The sequence below is a fragment of the Weizmannia sp. FSL W8-1119 genome, assembly GCF_038008605.1.
In the GTDB taxonomy this organism is placed as follows: Bacteria; Bacillota; Bacilli; order Bacillales; family Bacillaceae_C; genus Weizmannia; species Weizmannia coagulans.
Map to the genome: position 1 here is coordinate 1447108 of NZ_JBBOZL010000001.1, position 14318 is coordinate 1461425.

At 46.9% G+C, this 14318-nt stretch carries 19 protein-coding genes; 16 read left to right on the forward strand and 3 right to left on the reverse strand.

Annotation, left to right across the window (positions count from 1 at the left end; genetic code table 11):
- Window positions 1-8 precede the first annotated feature (8 nt).
- The 3 genes from NSQ19_RS06930 (at window position 9) to NSQ19_RS06940 (ending at window position 2751) form a co-directional block, all read left to right on the forward strand.
- Entirely contained in the window at window positions 9-1064 is a 1056-nt protein-coding gene (locus NSQ19_RS06930; protein WP_340702619.1) for a mechanosensitive ion channel family protein, read from the forward strand.
- 125 nt (window positions 1065-1189) lie between these two features.
- Window positions 1190-2167 (forward strand): MBL fold metallo-hydrolase, encoded by a 978-nt coding sequence (locus tag NSQ19_RS06935; RefSeq protein WP_340702620.1) that lies wholly within the window; start codon window positions 1190-1192, stop codon window positions 2165-2167.
- A 245-nt stretch (window positions 2168-2412) separates the two neighbouring features.
- Window positions 2413-2751, forward strand: coding sequence for an SCP2 sterol-binding domain-containing protein (locus NSQ19_RS06940; RefSeq protein ID WP_013859365.1), 339 nt, complete (start codon window positions 2413-2415; stop codon window positions 2749-2751).
- Window positions 2752-2903: 152 nt separating this feature from the next.
- Here the strand turns inward: NSQ19_RS06940 and NSQ19_RS06945 are convergent, their stop codons facing one another.
- The gene (locus tag NSQ19_RS06945; protein ID WP_029142635.1) at window positions 2904-3470 is read right to left on the reverse strand and encodes an O-acetyl-ADP-ribose deacetylase; all 567 of its coding nucleotides are present in this window, start codon (window positions 3468-3470) and stop codon (window positions 2904-2906) included.
- A gap of 126 nt (window positions 3471-3596) precedes the next feature.
- Between NSQ19_RS06945 and NSQ19_RS06950 the strand changes: the two genes are divergently transcribed.
- From NSQ19_RS06950 to NSQ19_RS06970, 5 genes are all read left to right on the forward strand, one after another.
- Window positions 3597-3776: an H-type small acid-soluble spore protein gene (locus tag NSQ19_RS06950; protein ID WP_013859367.1), complete on the forward strand. Its 180-nt coding sequence runs from the start codon at window positions 3597-3599 to the stop codon at window positions 3774-3776.
- Window positions 3777-3873: 97 nt separating this feature from the next.
- Window positions 3874-4629: a 3-hydroxyacyl-CoA dehydrogenase gene (locus NSQ19_RS06955; protein WP_013859368.1), complete on the forward strand. Its 756-nt coding sequence runs from the start codon at window positions 3874-3876 to the stop codon at window positions 4627-4629.
- Window positions 4630-4878: 249 nt separating this feature from the next.
- A complete protein-coding gene (locus tag NSQ19_RS06960; protein ID WP_029142634.1) occupies window positions 4879-6030 on the forward strand; it encodes a thiolase family protein in 1152 nt (383 codons plus the stop codon).
- A gap of 100 nt (window positions 6031-6130) precedes the next feature.
- Entirely contained in the window at window positions 6131-7639 is a 1509-nt protein-coding gene (locus NSQ19_RS06965; protein ID WP_340702621.1) for a class I adenylate-forming enzyme family protein, read from the forward strand.
- 397 nt (window positions 7640-8036) lie between these two features.
- Window positions 8037-8414 carry a helix-turn-helix transcriptional regulator gene (locus NSQ19_RS06970; protein ID WP_017550391.1) on the forward strand — a complete coding sequence of 126 codons (378 nt, stop codon included), beginning with the start codon at window positions 8037-8039 and terminating at the stop codon, window positions 8412-8414.
- Between the two features lie 52 nt (window positions 8415-8466).
- Here NSQ19_RS06970 and NSQ19_RS06975 read toward each other — a convergent pair whose 3' ends face one another.
- A complete protein-coding gene (locus NSQ19_RS06975) occupies window positions 8467-9261 on the reverse strand; it encodes an HAD family hydrolase (protein WP_340703173.1) in 795 nt (264 codons plus the stop codon).
- 156 nt (window positions 9262-9417) lie between these two features.
- Between NSQ19_RS06975 and NSQ19_RS06980 the strand changes: the two genes are divergently transcribed.
- The 7 genes from NSQ19_RS06980 to NSQ19_RS07010 all read left to right on the forward strand — a co-directional run bounded on the left by NSQ19_RS06980 (window position 9418) and on the right by NSQ19_RS07010 (window position 13363).
- Entirely contained in the window at window positions 9418-9978 is a 561-nt protein-coding gene (locus tag NSQ19_RS06980; RefSeq protein WP_340703174.1) for a DUF420 domain-containing protein, read from the forward strand.
- Between the two features lie 147 nt (window positions 9979-10125).
- Window positions 10126-10509: a hypothetical protein gene (locus NSQ19_RS06985; RefSeq protein ID WP_340702622.1), complete on the forward strand. Its 384-nt coding sequence runs from the start codon at window positions 10126-10128 to the stop codon at window positions 10507-10509.
- The gene (locus NSQ19_RS06990; RefSeq protein ID WP_017550395.1) at window positions 10502-10969 is read left to right on the forward strand and encodes an aminodeoxychorismate lyase; all 468 of its coding nucleotides are present in this window, start codon (window positions 10502-10504) and stop codon (window positions 10967-10969) included. The genes NSQ19_RS06985 and NSQ19_RS06990 overlap by 8 nt, the downstream gene beginning before the upstream one ends.
- A 135-nt stretch (window positions 10970-11104) precedes the next feature.
- Window positions 11105-12088: an L-lactate dehydrogenase gene (locus NSQ19_RS06995; RefSeq protein WP_029143048.1), complete on the forward strand. Its 984-nt coding sequence runs from the start codon at window positions 11105-11107 to the stop codon at window positions 12086-12088.
- A 293-nt stretch (window positions 12089-12381) separates the two neighbouring features.
- Window positions 12382-12633, forward strand: a complete 252-nt coding sequence (locus tag NSQ19_RS07000) for an ion channel (RefSeq protein ID WP_340702623.1) — start codon at window positions 12382-12384, stop codon at window positions 12631-12633.
- Between the two features lie 38 nt (window positions 12634-12671).
- Entirely contained in the window at window positions 12672-13196 is a 525-nt protein-coding gene (locus NSQ19_RS07005) for a potassium channel family protein (protein ID WP_340702624.1), read from the forward strand.
- Window positions 13079-13363, forward strand: a complete 285-nt coding sequence (locus NSQ19_RS07010) for a cation:proton antiporter regulatory subunit (RefSeq protein ID WP_340703175.1) — start codon at window positions 13079-13081, stop codon at window positions 13361-13363. Before NSQ19_RS07005 ends, NSQ19_RS07010 begins: the two co-directional genes overlap by 118 nt.
- A 36-nt stretch (window positions 13364-13399) precedes the next feature.
- Here the strand turns inward: NSQ19_RS07010 and NSQ19_RS07015 are convergent, their stop codons facing one another.
- Window positions 13400-13618, reverse strand: a complete 219-nt coding sequence (locus tag NSQ19_RS07015; protein ID WP_019721319.1) for a hypothetical protein — start codon at window positions 13616-13618, stop codon at window positions 13400-13402.
- Window positions 13619-13833: 215 nt separating this feature from the next.
- Between NSQ19_RS07015 and NSQ19_RS15765 the strand changes: the two genes are divergently transcribed.
- The gene (locus NSQ19_RS15765; RefSeq protein ID WP_445684488.1) at window positions 13834-13989 is read left to right on the forward strand and encodes a helix-turn-helix domain-containing protein; all 156 of its coding nucleotides are present in this window, start codon (window positions 13834-13836) and stop codon (window positions 13987-13989) included.
- The last annotated feature ends 329 nt before the right edge of the window (window positions 13990-14318 follow it).

Below are 14318 nucleotides of genomic sequence, written 5' to 3' on the forward strand. Positions count from 1 at the left end.
TGGTTATGTTGTTGGATACAGTATGGAAAGCATTCTCGGACATTCATCTTTTTCGTTTTGCGCTGGGTACGGCAGTGCTGCTTGTTGCCGGCAAGCTGCTGAAGTGGACGGTATTGGTTGCAGCCAAAAGGAACCGCCGGCTGCAAAAAACGGTAGTGCCGGCGGTTTATTCGATTACAAACTGGGCTTGTTTATACGGTGTGCTGATGATTTTCCTGTTTGATTTCTCCAATAACAGGTGGTTGTTTTACCCGCTTTATTCCAAAGGCGGGCTTGATGTCACGCCGTTTTTGCTGATTGTCGCTTTAATGATTGTCACACTCGCGCACCGGCTTGTGAAGCTTCTGACAAAATATGTGCTTTCAACCGTTTATGACCATTACCACGTTGACCGCGGGCTCGGGTATACATTTAACCGCCTCATTTATTATACTGTCATGATTGCTGCACTTTGTATCAGCTTTACAACGGTCGGCCTTGACCTGTCCGCGCTCGGGGCGGTTTTAGGCGTAATCGGGATCGGGCTCGGCTTCGGCATGCGCAACATCGCTTCAAACTTCGTATCCGGGATCATCATTTTATTTGAACGCCCGATTGAAATCGGGGAAACGGTTGAAATCAATGAGGAAACCGGCAGAGTGGAAAAAATCAATCTCCGTGCCACGACGGTCCGGCTCGATAAAAGCGGCACGCTGATTGTCCCGAATCAATATTTTATTGAACAGGTCATTAAAAACCGGACGACGGAAAAGCCCTCTGCCTCTATCCAGGTCAGCGTCAGTTCCGGAATGGATACAAAAAAGGTGGAAAAGCTGCTGCACCAGGCTTTTGAAACAGTGAAAGAAGCAGATCACAGTCAGGCGCCGGATACGACTGCATCTGTAAAGCTGATCCGGCTGCGGAACCATAGCTTTGATTTTCTTGTAGAGATCCCGCTTTTGCCGGGCAGCCAGAAAGATGGGATTGAAAATGAAATGCGCCATGTGATCGTCCGGCTGTTCCGCGAAAACGGCATTGAATTTGCAAAAGAACCGATCGAACAGGTGATTTTGCGGGACAGCTGAGGCCAACCCAAAAAAGCAGGCACTTTTTGCGTCATCTGCCTTATTGGCGGCATTATACGTATGATTAAAAAAGTGAAAAAATTTGCCCCCGCCCCTCCGAAAAGTTATCCTTATAGAAGGAGGGGATGGATTTGGCAAGTTTTACAGAAAAAAAGGATTCGTGCGACTTCACGAAAGTGGCGGAAAATGTGTGGAAACTGGTCGTCCGTTTTCCGTTTGGCATGCGGGAGGTCAATTGCTATCTTTTTAAAGGGGAAAAAGGGTACACCATTGTGGACACAGGGGACTGCCATGAAACGGCGAAGGAAACATGGAAAAAAGTGCTGGCATCGGTTTTTCCCATTGAAAAAATTGTGCTGACACATTCGCATCCCGACCATCTCGGGCTTGCGAAATGGCTGAAAGAAAAATACAGCGTGCCTGTTTTCATGTCCGATGCAAGCTTTCAGGCCATGCAGGAAACAAAGGCCCGTTTTGCCGCTTCACATGATAAATACGAAGCGGTTTTGCAAAAACATGGCGGGCCGGCTTTGCCGAAACGGAATTTTGCTCGGGAGATCCCGAAATATGATTTTGAACCGGACGGGCTTTTTAAAAATGGCGAACAGGTCCTGCTCGGGGATGATCCTTACGAAGCGATCCGGACGCCGGGCCATGCGCCGGACCATTTTTGTTTTTACAATCGCAAAGAGCAAATACTGGTGCTCGGAGACCATGTGTTAAAAGACTTGTCCCCCATTGTTGCCGCCTGGTCTGAAAACGACAAAAACCCGCTTGGGGATTATTTTGATTCGCTCGACCGGATTAAAGACCTCCCTGCCAAAGTGGCGCTTCCGGGGCACGGCGGGCTGATCGGCGATGTAAAGGCGCGGGCGGAAAGCATCCGGATGCGCCATGAGCACAGGCTCAAGCAAATGACCATGTCGCTTCAGGAAGGGGAGAAAACAGCGGCGCAAATCTGCCGGGATACATACGGCGATGTCGCATTAAAGCAATTTTTTGCGCCGTTTATGGCAACGATTACAAGATGCCTTTATCTGGAATCCGCCGGGAAAATTTCGAGCCGGCTGGAGAATGGTAAAATTTTATATTTTTTACCCTGATATGCCCGCATCTGCTTCAGTTTAAGAAGCAGATGATTTTTTTGCGACGAAGGAACAGGCGTGCAGCAGGCAAACCGAAACCGGATGCGCGGATTTGCGTATCGGCAAGGCTTTAGGCGGGCGATAAATATAGGGCAAGCGGCAAACCGGGCTGACGTTTTCCCTACATATATAGGAATTGGCCTTGGAAGGTTCGGAATATATAATCAGTTGTGAAAGCTATCTTTACAAAAAGGAGGAACCGCATGGAAACCGTTGACGAAATTTTTCAAACCATTGATGCTGCCTTGAAGAAAGATCCTTCCCGGTCACAAGGAATGAACGCGGTATACCAGTTTAACTTAAGCGGGGAAGAAGAAGGGGCTTACCATGTCGTTATGCGCCCGGAAGGCAGTTACGCCGGGGCGGGGGAAGCGGAGGATCCGAATTGTACGCTCTCTCTGTCATCCGCTGACTTTAAAAAACTGGTGCAAGGCAAAATGAACGGCACGACGGCTTTTTTAACCGGCAAACTCCGGCTGAAAGGGGATATGGGGCTGGCTTTGCGGCTGCAGGACGTTTTGTTGGCATATAACGCTTCGTGATGGAAGCAAAAGAAGCGAAAGGAGGGCAAAATGATTTCATACAAACGGCGGCAGCTGCGAAACACCTGTGAAAATGTCTTCTTTTCCGCTTTTCCGGCACGTGCCGGCCCGGGCAAAAAAAGCTGGCATGCTGGCAAAAGCAATTGATTGACTCAATTCACCAGGATCGCCACAGTTTTGCCGGATTTTTCGCCATTATGTGAAATCCTTTCCCATTCTGTTGCTGCTTTTTCATACGCTTGTTTTGTCCGTTCGTCAAAGCAAACCATCCAAACTTCCTGGACGGAGCCGGAAGTTTCAAGGAATGTGCAAATGGTGCGGACAGCGATCCGGGCAGCCGCATCCACCGGGTAATGGTAAACGCCGGTGCTGATGGAAGGAAAGGCAACCGTCCGCAGCCCTTTCGATTCAGCGAGGCGCAGGCTGTTTTGGTAACTGTTTTCCAATAATTCGGCTTCATGATGGCCGCCTCCCTGCCAGACGGGGCCGGGCGTATGAATGACGTATTTTGCCGGGAGCCGGTATCCTTTCGTTATCTTTGCTTCGCCGGTCGGGCATCCGTTCAATTTCCGGCATTCCTCCAGGAGCCCGGGCCCTGCTGCCTTGTGGATGGCCCCGTCCACTCCGCCGCCGCCAAGCAGTGTTGTATTCGCCGCATTCACGATGGCGTCCGTTTTGGCTTTTGTAATATCGCCAAGCACGATTTTAAAAGACTTCATCCCCATCATCTCCGTTTCTGTTCTTTGTTTTATTTTAGCACAGGAAGAGGCGGATGTTTAAATGCCGGTATAGTTTCATACCCCCCTATCCATACTTTAATTATAAAAAGAAACGGAGGTTTTGATATGGATGCAAGACGTGCGCAGGAAATTATGAACGTGCCGGAAATGGTGACGGTCACCTTGAACGGGGAAAGGATTTACATCGAGCACGTTGACCGGCAGGAAGAAACGGCAACGGTGCATACCCTTGACCATCCGGATAAAAAAATGAGCGTTCCCGTCAACTTTTTGCTGGAACATTAAAACCGCTTTTGAGCGGTTTTTTTCGGTTGACAGCGAAAATACAAACATTTAGAATTTTAGATATGAACGGATTTTCACGGGAGAGGGGTTTGGCCAAATGAATCTGGAAAACAGCACAGCCATTGTAACCGGCGGGGCATCAGGACTCGGGGAAGCAACGGTGAGAAAATTGGTGGAAAGCGGCGCAGAGGCGGTTGTTTTTGACCTTCAGCAGAAAAAAGGGGCAAAATTGGAGCAGGAACTAAAAGGCCGTGTCCGCTTTTTCCAAACGGATGTAACCGACGAGAAAAGTGTCCAATATGCCCTGGAACAAATTGAAAGCGTTAACATTCTGGTGAATTGTGCCGGCATCGGAGCGGCGAAAAAAACATACGGCAAAAGCGGCGCCCATGATCTTGCCTCTTTCCGGAAAGTGATTGAGGTGAACCTGATTGGCACTTTTAATGTGATCCGGCTTGCCGCTGAAAAAATGGCACAGAACAGCCCGAACGAGGAAGGGGAAAGAGGGCTGATCATCAATACAGCCTCGGTTGCCGCTTTTGAAGGGCAGATCGGGCAGGCGGCGTACAGCGCGTCAAAAGGCGGCATTGTCGGGATGACACTTCCGGTTGCCAGGGATCTTGCCGGGCTTGGCATCCGTGTTGTCACGATTGCACCGGGTGTATTTGAAACGCCGCTTTTTGCTTCTTTGCCGGAAAAAGCAAGGGATGCGCTTGGCAAAATGACGCCGTTTCCTCCCCGTCTCGGACGGCCGGCGGAGTATGCGCAGCTTGTCCAAAGCATTGTCCTGAACCCGATGCTGAACGGGGAAACGATCCGCCTTGACGGTGCGATCCGGATGCAGCCGAAGTAATGGGTGTGAGCTGGCGCTGGAAAAATCCGCCGGTAGGCAGATGCGGGAAACATATCTGAAACCGCACGTGCCCGGCGGATTGGACGTTTGCTTAACGTGCCGATAAATAAGATTTTCAAAGCATTCGTCCGGGCCGGGCACCATTTTTCAAAAAGGCCCGTGCAAATGCGGGTTTACAAACGGAATCGCAGGTTTGGAAAACGCAGGGTGTAAGCGGAGTGGAAAATTTTTATGGTGAGGGGAATTCGGATGCGGGAAGCGGTCATTGTAGAGGCGGTTCGGACACCCGTTGGAAAGCGGAACGGATTATTAAGCGGGATCCGGGCGGAAGAACTGGCGGCGAAAGTTTTGCAGGAAGTGGTTAAACGAACGGGGATATCCCCGGATTTGGTGGAAGATGTGATCATGGGCTGCGTTTCCCAGGTCGGGGAACAGGCGTCTGATATTGCGCGGCAGGCAGCGCTGATCGCCGGATTTCCGATTGAAGTGCCCGGTGTTACTATTGACCGCCAGTGCGGATCCAGCCAGCAGGCGGTGCATTTTGCAGCCCAGGCGGTTCTTTCCGGCGATATGGATGTGGTGATTGCAGGCGGGGTTGAGAGCATGTCACGCGTTCCGATCGGGTCCAACAGGAGCGGCGTACAATTTAGCAAGGTACTCACAGCAAAATACAACATGATCCATCAAGGGCTGTCCGCGGATTTGATTGCGGAAAAGTGGGGCATCAGCCGTGAAAAGATGGACCATTATGCGTTGGAAAGCCATAGGCGTGCATTGCAAGCGCAAAAAGAAGGGCGTTTTGACAGGGAGATCATGCCGGTTGAAGCGGAACAGCCGGATGGCATAGCCGTATCGGTTGTGAAAGACGAAGGCCCGCGTGCAGATACATCGGTTCAAAAATTGGCCGCGCTGAAACCGGCTTTTCAGGAAGACGGGCGTATCACGGCAGGCAATGCGAGCCAGATTAGCGACGGGGCAGCTGCCGTTTTAATCATGTCCCGCACAAAAGCAGAGTCACTCGGCCTGAAGCCGCGATTCCGTATTCTCGCCCGGGCCGTTGTCGGGTCCGATCCGACACTGATGCTGACGGGGGTGATCCCGGCTACGGAAAAAGTGCTGCACCAGGCGGGCCTTTCGATTGATGATATAGATGTATTTGAAGTGAACGAGGCATTTGCTTCCGTACCGCTTGCCTGGCTTTTAGAAACCGGCGCCAGTCCGGAAAAACTGAACCCGAACGGCGGTGCGATTGCGCTTGGCCATCCGCTTGGCGCAAGCGGGGCGCGGCTTATGACAACGATGGTGCACGAACTGGAACGAACAAACGATCGTTACGGCTTGCAAACCATGTGCGAAGGTTATGGGATGGCAAACGCGACGATTATTGAGCGATTGGATTAAAAACATGTTGTCTCCGGCTGCAGGCAGGAAAGGACCGCCGCAGCCGGCGCTTTACTGCGGCAAACGGAAAAACCGGGTTTTTCGAACAGGAGGAGTAAAAATGTTTGTAGGGCAACAGCTTAAATGGCATGCCATTCATCAACCGGACCATATCATCACGTCTTACCGGGGAAAGAAAACGACTTATGCCCAATTTTACTGGCAGTCGGTAAATGTCGCCGCTTTTTTCCAAAAAAAGGGATACAACAAAGGGGACATGATTGCCCTTTTTCTCCATAATTCCGATGCGCTGCTCATTGCCTATTATGCCTGCCAACTGGGTGGTTTTACAGCCATGCCTGTCAATACAAAATTGGCGCCGCCCGAAGTGCAGTATATTTTTCAGCACTCAGAAGCAAAAGCCCTCATCTATGATTCCCGCTTGCTTCATATACTGCATGAAATTCCGCGCGAGTTCCATCAGTTCCAATACCGCCTGGTGGTTGGCGGGGAAGACATATTCCGGGCTGTTGCCGGAGAAAATACTGATGCTTTTATGACTCCCCAAATAGAGGCAGATGATACTGCTGTCGTTTTTTATACATCCGGCACAACCGGCAGGCCAAAAGGCGTCATGCTGTCTGCCGCAAATGTCCGGGCAGCGGCGCAAATCTGGTCTGAGGCAATGGATTTAAACAGGGAAGACCGCGTGCATATTGTAACTCCGTTATTCCATTGCGCGGCATGCCATGTCTTTAGCATTCCATCCATCTACCGTGGCGGCACCATGATCATAGAAGAACAATTTTCCCCTGAGAAAACGCTTGAAACAATGGAAAAAGAAAAAGTTACTGTTTTCTTCGGGGTGCCGGCAATGTACAGTATCCTTCTCAATACGCCGAAAATGGCTCAAGTTGACCTTTCTTATTTGCGATTGTTCTGTTATGGCGCGTCTCCGATGCCGTATGAACGTGTGCGCCAGTTAAAAACGCGTTTTCCGAAAGTAAAAGTGCAAAATTTATACGGGCAGACCGAAAATGCACCGGCCGCTTCAACATTAATTGACCGTTTTGCTTTGGAAAAGGCCGGTTCGGTTGGCAAAGCATTGCCGCAAACGGAAATTCAAGTGGTAGATGCGGGCGGTTCACCTGTTCCCGCCGGGGAAGTAGGCGAAATCATTGTTAAAGGGCCGCAAGTCATGAAAGGATATTTGAAAAATGAAGAAGAAACGCGGAGGGTATTGCAAAACGGCTGGCTTTACAGCGGGGATTTGGGCCGTTTCGATGAAGCCGGTTTTCTCTATTTAGTTGACCGTAAAAAAGATATGTTAATCCGCGGGGGAGAAAATGTTTATCCGGTGGAAGTGGAGGAAGTGCTATATGAAATGCCGGAAATTTTGGAAGCGGCAGTGGTCGGCATTCCGCATGAAATATACGGGGAAGTGCCAAAAGCCTATATTGTCGTGAAAAAAGGCGAAACACTGACAGAAGAAAAAGTGCTCGCCCATTGTTCGGGGAAACTTGCAAAATATAAATGGCCGGCCGAAATGGAATTTTTACAAGCACTTCCACGAAATGCGAGCGGAAAAGTTTTAAAACACGTTTTGCGAAAACAAATCTCCGGGGTATAAGGCAAACAGTACGGCAGCAAAAAATCCCCATTTTGAGAAAAGGCGCCCATGCCGTTTGGGAAAAGCGGAATGCTGGCAATTCGCCGGTATTTTTTTGCGTAATTTGTTTTAATAACACTATGTGCTAAAAGATAAATAAATTTTTCATTTCAACCAATTGTTTAAATGTTCACCATTCTATTGCCAGCTGTAAAAAAATAGCCGGATACGCGGATGGATATAAAACGCATTTCCATTTTATAGAAAATGAAAGTGTTTTGGGACAAATCAAAATACACAGTGTGCTAAAAACACAATAAAACAAAAAACCTGCAATTAAAATAACATACGTTCGAGCGTTATTTTTTGTGTGCTGCCGGCACATTTTACTATAATGAAAGAAAAAGGGGTGAGCAGCATGGCGGAAAAGCGGCAAAGGGAGAGTACCGGCTTTTTAATCAAACAGCGCGCCTTTTTGAAACTTTATATGATCACCAATATTGAAAACGGGCGCTGGTACGGGCTGCAGCTTTTGGATGAACTGAAAAAAGAATTTAAGCCGCTCGGTTTCGAGCCGCAGCATTCCGAAATCTACCGGGCGCTTCATGAACTGGAAGATGAGGAGCAAATTTTAACCAAAATAAAAGTAAAACCGGACGGAGCAAAAAGAAAAGAGGTTGTTGTATACAAAATTAAAGACATGGAAAAAGCAAAAGCGTACAAAAAACTTGTCAAGGCTGATTTGGAACGGTGCGAGCAGCTTTTGCAAAAAGCGCTCCGGGATAATTTTTCATAAAAAAAAGCCGGGTGTTCCGGCTTTTTTAATTCACTGTTAAAACGGACGCCCCTTATACTTGATCGATCACCCCGAGCATTTCCAAACCATGGTAAATGCCGGATTCGGTAACGCTTGTCGTCCGGTGTTTTGCATAAGCAAACAGTCCGGGGTTGCTGTTTGCCATCGCAAAACTTTCGCCGACCACCTGCAGCATTTCTTTATCGTTCATGCCGTCCCCGAACGCAACGGCTTTTTCTTTTGGAATGCCAAGGATATCAAGAGTTTTGGCTACAGCCATTCCTTTATTCACTTTATCAAGAATGACGTCGTAACAATGCCTGAATCCGTCAATGTTGACCTGGGATAAATGCAGGCCGGCCAAATCCGCATACAATGCCGCGCCGTTTCCCCGGACATTTACAAGCGTAATGCCCAATATTTGATCATGTGCTTCCGGTGTAAAAGGGGCGTTTTGGCGAAGGTGGATTTTTTTTATAAAACTTTCCACTTCAGGCACATCAAAAGAAGTGATAAAGTTTTGCCGGTCCGTATACAAAACGACTTCATGGCCGTGCTTTTCAGCAATGGCAATAAATTTGTCCACAATTTTTGGATCCATTACCGTTTTAAAAAGGTTTTTTCCTTTATAAACAGCAAGCGTGCCATTATAGCCGATTGCGGATTGAATATCCAGTTCGTCCATCAGCCACGAAATTTCATGAAGCGGCCTCCCGGTTGCCAGAAAGACTTCCATTCCGTACCTTTTTGCCTTGGCCACAGCCTGCTTTGTTGAAGGCTGGATCGTATCTTCCGGTGTCAAAATCGTTCCGTCCACATCTAAAAAAAGTGCTTCATAGTGTCCCATCATTTCGCTCCAGTATGTATGATTTTTCACTTTTACTCTACCACAAATAAAAATGAATGTGAAAAAAACTTCGCTATTGTTGTTTGTCTGCCAATCTTCATGCTATCATGGAAGCATATGGTTACAGAATATAAAAATGACGGGGTGCTTGAAAACATGAATAAAGGGAACAGTCCATCTTACCAACCGAAAAGTGATAAGAATTTTACGGCGCTGATTATCACCGTTTCCCTTATAGTAAATATCATCATTTTACTGCTCTTTTTTACGAACATCGGTTACAAGGGAAAAGTAGGATTTGATATTTATATTTTGCCGAGGCTGAACGCCGTTTTTAACAGCTTTACGTTTATTTTTCTGGTCTGCGCGCTCATTGCCATTAAACGGAAAAATATCAATGTGCACAGAGGATTTGTTCTGGCTGCTTTCGCGTCAACGTTTTTGTTTTTGCTTTCTTACTTGACGTTCCATTATCTTTCGCCTGAAACGGCAAGATACGGCGGGGAAGGGGCAATCCGGGCCATCTATTTCTTTATCCTCATTACCCACAGTTTTCTCGCGGCCATCATTGTTCCGCTTGCCTTGTTCGCGCTTGTGTGGGGATGGACGATGCAGGTGAAAAAGCATAAAAAAATTGTCCGCTGGGCGATGCCAATCTGGCTTTATGTCAGCCTCACCGGCGTTATCGTTTACTTGATGATGGCGCCGTATTATTAAACAACACTGCACCAACCGCCGGCCCGGTTGGTGTTTTTCAATGTAACTTTTGTCATAAATTCTTGTTTTTTATCGAAAATAAAGGGCCGGACATGTATAATAATAGAGAACAGGAAGAAGAGTTTTTGAAGGAGGGATACATATTTGATGGTCTGGACATTAGCAATTTTATTTGCGGTATCCGTTGTGTTGCTGATCATTTCCATCTTTAAAACGCGGAACCTTGCGAAAGAGGAACAGCAGGAATTGGAAACGGTGCATTTGGCACTTATGGATGAAATCAATCATCTGAAAGACGGCATCCAGACGCTTGAACTGGAAATGGAAATTCTTGAAAAAGAAGCCGGTATCCAGCTTTCTGCCTTTGATAAACAGTTCAGGCTTGAAGTGCTGGATTTATATAAACGCAACTACTCTATTGAAAGCATTGCAGGAAAAAAACAAGTGACGCAAGCCGAAATTGAGGAAATCTTGGCCCCGTTTATGGCGGCGAAAAACGAAAGGAGCAAGGTTGCCGGTGGGAATGAATAAATTGAGCAGCTTTGCCGCAGGGATTTTGCTCGCCACGGCTGTAACAGGCGCCGTTTATTTTTCCGGAACAGGCAAAGCAGCGGACAATACGGCGAAAAAAACCAATACGGCTGAAACTGCAAAGCTCTCCAACAGCCAGATGAAGGACAAACTGGAGCAAGCAGGATATGTCGTTCAAACCAAGGCTGCATATGACAAAGATCTGGCCGATGCGAAGTCATCCGCCGAAAAATCTGCAAATACCAAAACCGTCAACCGGGTTGTATTCCAGGTAACGGATGGGATGACCAGCATTGATGTCGGCAGATTGCTTGAGAAAGCAAATATCGTGGATGATGCATTTAAATTCAGTAAAGACGTCGAAAAGAAGGGCATTGAGAACCATCTCCGCCCGGGCACTTATGTCGTGGACAGCACGATGAGTTACGATAAAGTGATTTCAACCATTTTTAAAAAATAATCATGCATCTTAAGCTGCCTACCGTACTGCGGACCGGGCAGCTTTTTTTATGCAGTATTTCCGGTTTACGAAATTTTCTCTTCAATAGTATGATTTTAAATGTTAAAATAAAGAAAACAAGGAGGGGAGACAACAGTGAGAAAGACGAAATTGGTGGTTGCAGGCGTCGGGCATGTCGGTTCGTATGTGCTTGCAAATGCGATGAAACTGGGCCTTTTTTCGGAAATTGCTGTACTGGATAAAAAGGAAGGGGTCGCATTCGGGGAAGCGCTCGATTGGAGGCATGCCACAGCACTTACATATATGCCAAACACAAGCGTGAAAGCAGGGGATTACTCGGAATGCGCCGATGCGGACGTCATTATTTGTGCAGCAGGGCCAAGCGTAATTCCATCGGAAAAAGACGAAATGCCGGACCGGTCAGGGCTTGCCAGGACGAATGCCGCCGTGGTTCGGGAAGTCATGGCAGGGATTACGAAATATACAAAAGAAGCTGTCATCATTTTTATTACAAATCCGCTTGATACGATTGTCTATATTGCTGAAAATGAATTTGGCTATCCGAAAGGGCGGATATTCGGAACAGGCACCATGCTTGACTCGGCCCGCCTCCGCCAGATTGTTGCCGAAAATTACGGCATTGATCCGAAAAGTGTAACGGGGTATATGATGGGCGAGCATGGGTTTACCGCATTTCCGGTTTTCAGCCGTTTAAATGTACAGGGATTCCGCGAAAAAGAACTGGATAGCGTGTTTAAAGGAAAAGAACCGTTGGACAGAGAAACGTTCAGACAAAAGGTGGTGAAAACCGCTTTTGATGTCCTGAATGGGAAAGGATGGACCAATGCCGGTGTCGCTGAGGCTGCAGTCACATTGGCAAAAGCAGTAATGCTGGATGAAAAAAGCATTTATCCGGTTTCCGCCACTTTGCACGGTCAGTACGGATATAACGGTGATGTCGCTTTAAGCATACCAAGTGTCATCGGCCGGGGCGGGATCGAACAACAGCTTGAAATTGAACTCGACGAACAGGAAACATCCTGGCTGCACGAATCGGCAAAATCGATCCAGCATACAATGGCATCGGTAAAAACCGGAAAATCGTATATTCGGGCTTGACCTGAAAGGTGTAAAAGGGCATGAAGAAAAGAAGGGTGTTGAGCATCGTCTCCGCCCGGGCACTTACGTCGCGGACAGCATAATGCGTTACAATAAAGTGATTTCAACGATCTTTAAAAATAGCAAAAAAGCTGCCCGGCCAACAATGGACGAGGCGGCTTTTTCATTGTCTCCACAACGCTGAAAAGAACAAAAATGAGGGCATCCCCATCCTTCAGCAAAAAATGATTTTACTGCGTGCTTATGGATACATCGTGTACAATAATAGGGAAATCCAAACGGGAGGAACAAGGATGAATATCCGTAAAATTCTCATTGCCGGTTTGATGTTTATTTTGATGATCATCATCGGCACTGCCGGTTACGAGTGGACGGAGCACCTGTCTTTTTTTAATGCGCTTTGGCTGACAGTTGTGTCCATCTTAACAATTGGGTACGGGATATGTATCCGGTTACGTTTACAGGAAAAATTTTCACGCTTATTCTTATCCCAATCGCGATCGGGCTGGTTACATACATACTGGCACAATTTGCTGCCGCTTTAATTGAAGGGAAATTTACGAGCGAGGTGAAAAGGAGAAAGATGAATGCAAAAATCAATAGGCTCCATCCACATATCATTGTATGCGGATACAGCAGGGTCGGAAAACAAGTGATCAGCCAGCTGGAAAAAGAAGGGAAGCCCCTCGTCGTCATTGAAAAAAACAGTCAGGAACTGGAAAACACTTCAAATTTATTATATATTACCGAGGATGCAACAGATGACGATGTCCTGATTTCTGCCGGCATCAAACGGGCTGACTGCCTTGTGCTGGCGCTCCCAAAAGATTCGGACAATGTATTTATTACGCTGACGGTAAAAGGAATGAACCCGGATATATGGATCGTTACGCGCGCGGAAAAACACGAGTCAGAGAGAAAACTATACAGTGCGGGCGCCGATAAAGTGATTAATACGGCAAGCATTGGCGGCCATCGTATTGCGTGTCAGTGCTCCGTCCGGTCAGCGTTGAACTGGTTGAAAATGTACTGCAAAATGAGGACGCCTTTTACAGTGTTGAAGAAATCATTGTCGGCGGGCAATCACCGTTATCCGGCCGGTCCCTGAAACATTCTCGGATCCGTGAAATGTACGGGGTGACGGTTCTGGCGTTAAAACGGGGCGAGAAAATTATCAACAATCCTGAACCTTTTGAGCCATTATTGGCAAATGATATTGTCATTGTTTTCGGCCCGGACGAGAAGCTAAGAAAATTTGAAAAAGTGTTAGGATAAAAAAGAACCTTCCTTCTGCATGAAAAGTTTTTTGCATCAGCGCCTTTTCTTTTTGTTGTCAACTGTAATGGTCCGCTTTTTGGCAGCCGGTTCGAACTGAACTTGCACACGATAAACGTTTTCTGTGATTTCCAATATATCTTTTATTTTTCCATTTCTGCCTTTGATTCTGATATCCTGGCCGCAAACTGGAACCCTGTTCACCAGCTGGCTCAGTATATGTTGCTGATTTTCATAGTAATGTACGGTTTTCATCTGAACCCCCCCTTAACCCGTTTTTCTAAACATATGAATTGCACTGTGATTTCATTCGTTCTGATTGGTTGGGGGAACCGTTTTTCAGAGAAGGACGGCCAAGAGAAGGGAGGGGGAATGGCCGTCATTCTTCAAGCCAAAGGAACTGTTGGCCGCTTCTACCTCCTGAAAGAGGTGGAAACCGTGCTGATCAACAAAGCCTACAAATTCCGCATATGCCCAACAAAAAAACAGGAAATCCTATTGCCAAAACAATCGGATGCAGCCGTTTCGTTTTCAACCATTTTTTTGAAGCCATCCATGCAGATATTGTTTTTGAAGAGCTGGAGAATGATGTGAATGGATTTATGTTGAGGATTGTATCGAGGTAGAATGTTTTAATTAGATGAATGCCGGATAGTGAACCTCTCATCACTATTCGGCATTTGTTAACATAAGAGGGGGATAAAGCCCCATACGAAAAAAATAAGTTAGTTAACATAATATATATTATAACTAGTTGAGGAGTAAAATGAAATTTTATCTCAAAAAAGAAGATTACTTTAAACATTGAGACAAAAACGATTTTTTGTGAAATACAATCCTTTATTGCATCTTTTCATCTCATCAGGACGGGATTTCGGTTTATCCGTATGCGGTCGCGGTCATTGATCGTTCCGGGTTTATTCCATCACTCAGCGTTATTGCATTTTCATCTACA

Coding starts and splice junctions, on each gene's coding strand:
- NSQ19_RS06990 (WP_017550395.1), top strand. CDS start 10,502: ATGAATAAATTGAGCAGCTTTGCCGCAGGGATTTTGCTCGCCACGGCT.
- NSQ19_RS06985 (WP_340702622.1), top strand. CDS start 10,126: ATGGTCTGGACATTAGCAATTTTATTTGCGGTATCCGTTGTGTTGCTG.
- NSQ19_RS06975 (WP_340703173.1), bottom strand. CDS start 9,261: ATGGGACACTATGAAGCACTTTTTTTAGATGTGGACGGAACGATTTTG.
- NSQ19_RS06965 (WP_340702621.1), top strand. CDS start 6,131: ATGTTTGTAGGGCAACAGCTTAAATGGCATGCCATTCATCAACCGGAC.
- NSQ19_RS06960 (WP_029142634.1), top strand. CDS start 4,879: ATGCGGGAAGCGGTCATTGTAGAGGCGGTTCGGACACCCGTTGGAAAG.
- NSQ19_RS07005 (WP_340702624.1), top strand. CDS start 12,672: ATGAATGCAAAAATCAATAGGCTCCATCCACATATCATTGTATGCGGA.
- NSQ19_RS07015 (WP_019721319.1), bottom strand. CDS start 13,618: ATGAAAACCGTACATTACTATGAAAATCAGCAACATATACTGAGCCAG.
- NSQ19_RS15765 (WP_445684488.1), top strand. CDS start 13,834: ATGCCCAACAAAAAAACAGGAAATCCTATTGCCAAAACAATCGGATGC.
- NSQ19_RS06970 (WP_017550391.1), top strand. CDS start 8,037: ATGGCGGAAAAGCGGCAAAGGGAGAGTACCGGCTTTTTAATCAAACAG.
- NSQ19_RS06950 (WP_013859367.1), top strand. CDS start 3,597: ATGGATGCAAGACGTGCGCAGGAAATTATGAACGTGCCGGAAATGGTG.
- NSQ19_RS06945 (WP_029142635.1), bottom strand. CDS start 3,470: ATGAAGTCTTTTAAAATCGTGCTTGGCGATATTACAAAAGCCAAAACG.
- NSQ19_RS06980 (WP_340703174.1), top strand. CDS start 9,418: ATGAATAAAGGGAACAGTCCATCTTACCAACCGAAAAGTGATAAGAAT.
- NSQ19_RS06935 (WP_340702620.1), top strand. CDS start 1,190: ATGGATTTGGCAAGTTTTACAGAAAAAAAGGATTCGTGCGACTTCACG.
- NSQ19_RS07000 (WP_340702623.1), top strand. CDS start 12,382: ATGAATATCCGTAAAATTCTCATTGCCGGTTTGATGTTTATTTTGATG.
- NSQ19_RS06940 (WP_013859365.1), top strand. CDS start 2,413: ATGGAAACCGTTGACGAAATTTTTCAAACCATTGATGCTGCCTTGAAG.
- NSQ19_RS06955 (WP_013859368.1), top strand. CDS start 3,874: ATGAATCTGGAAAACAGCACAGCCATTGTAACCGGCGGGGCATCAGGA.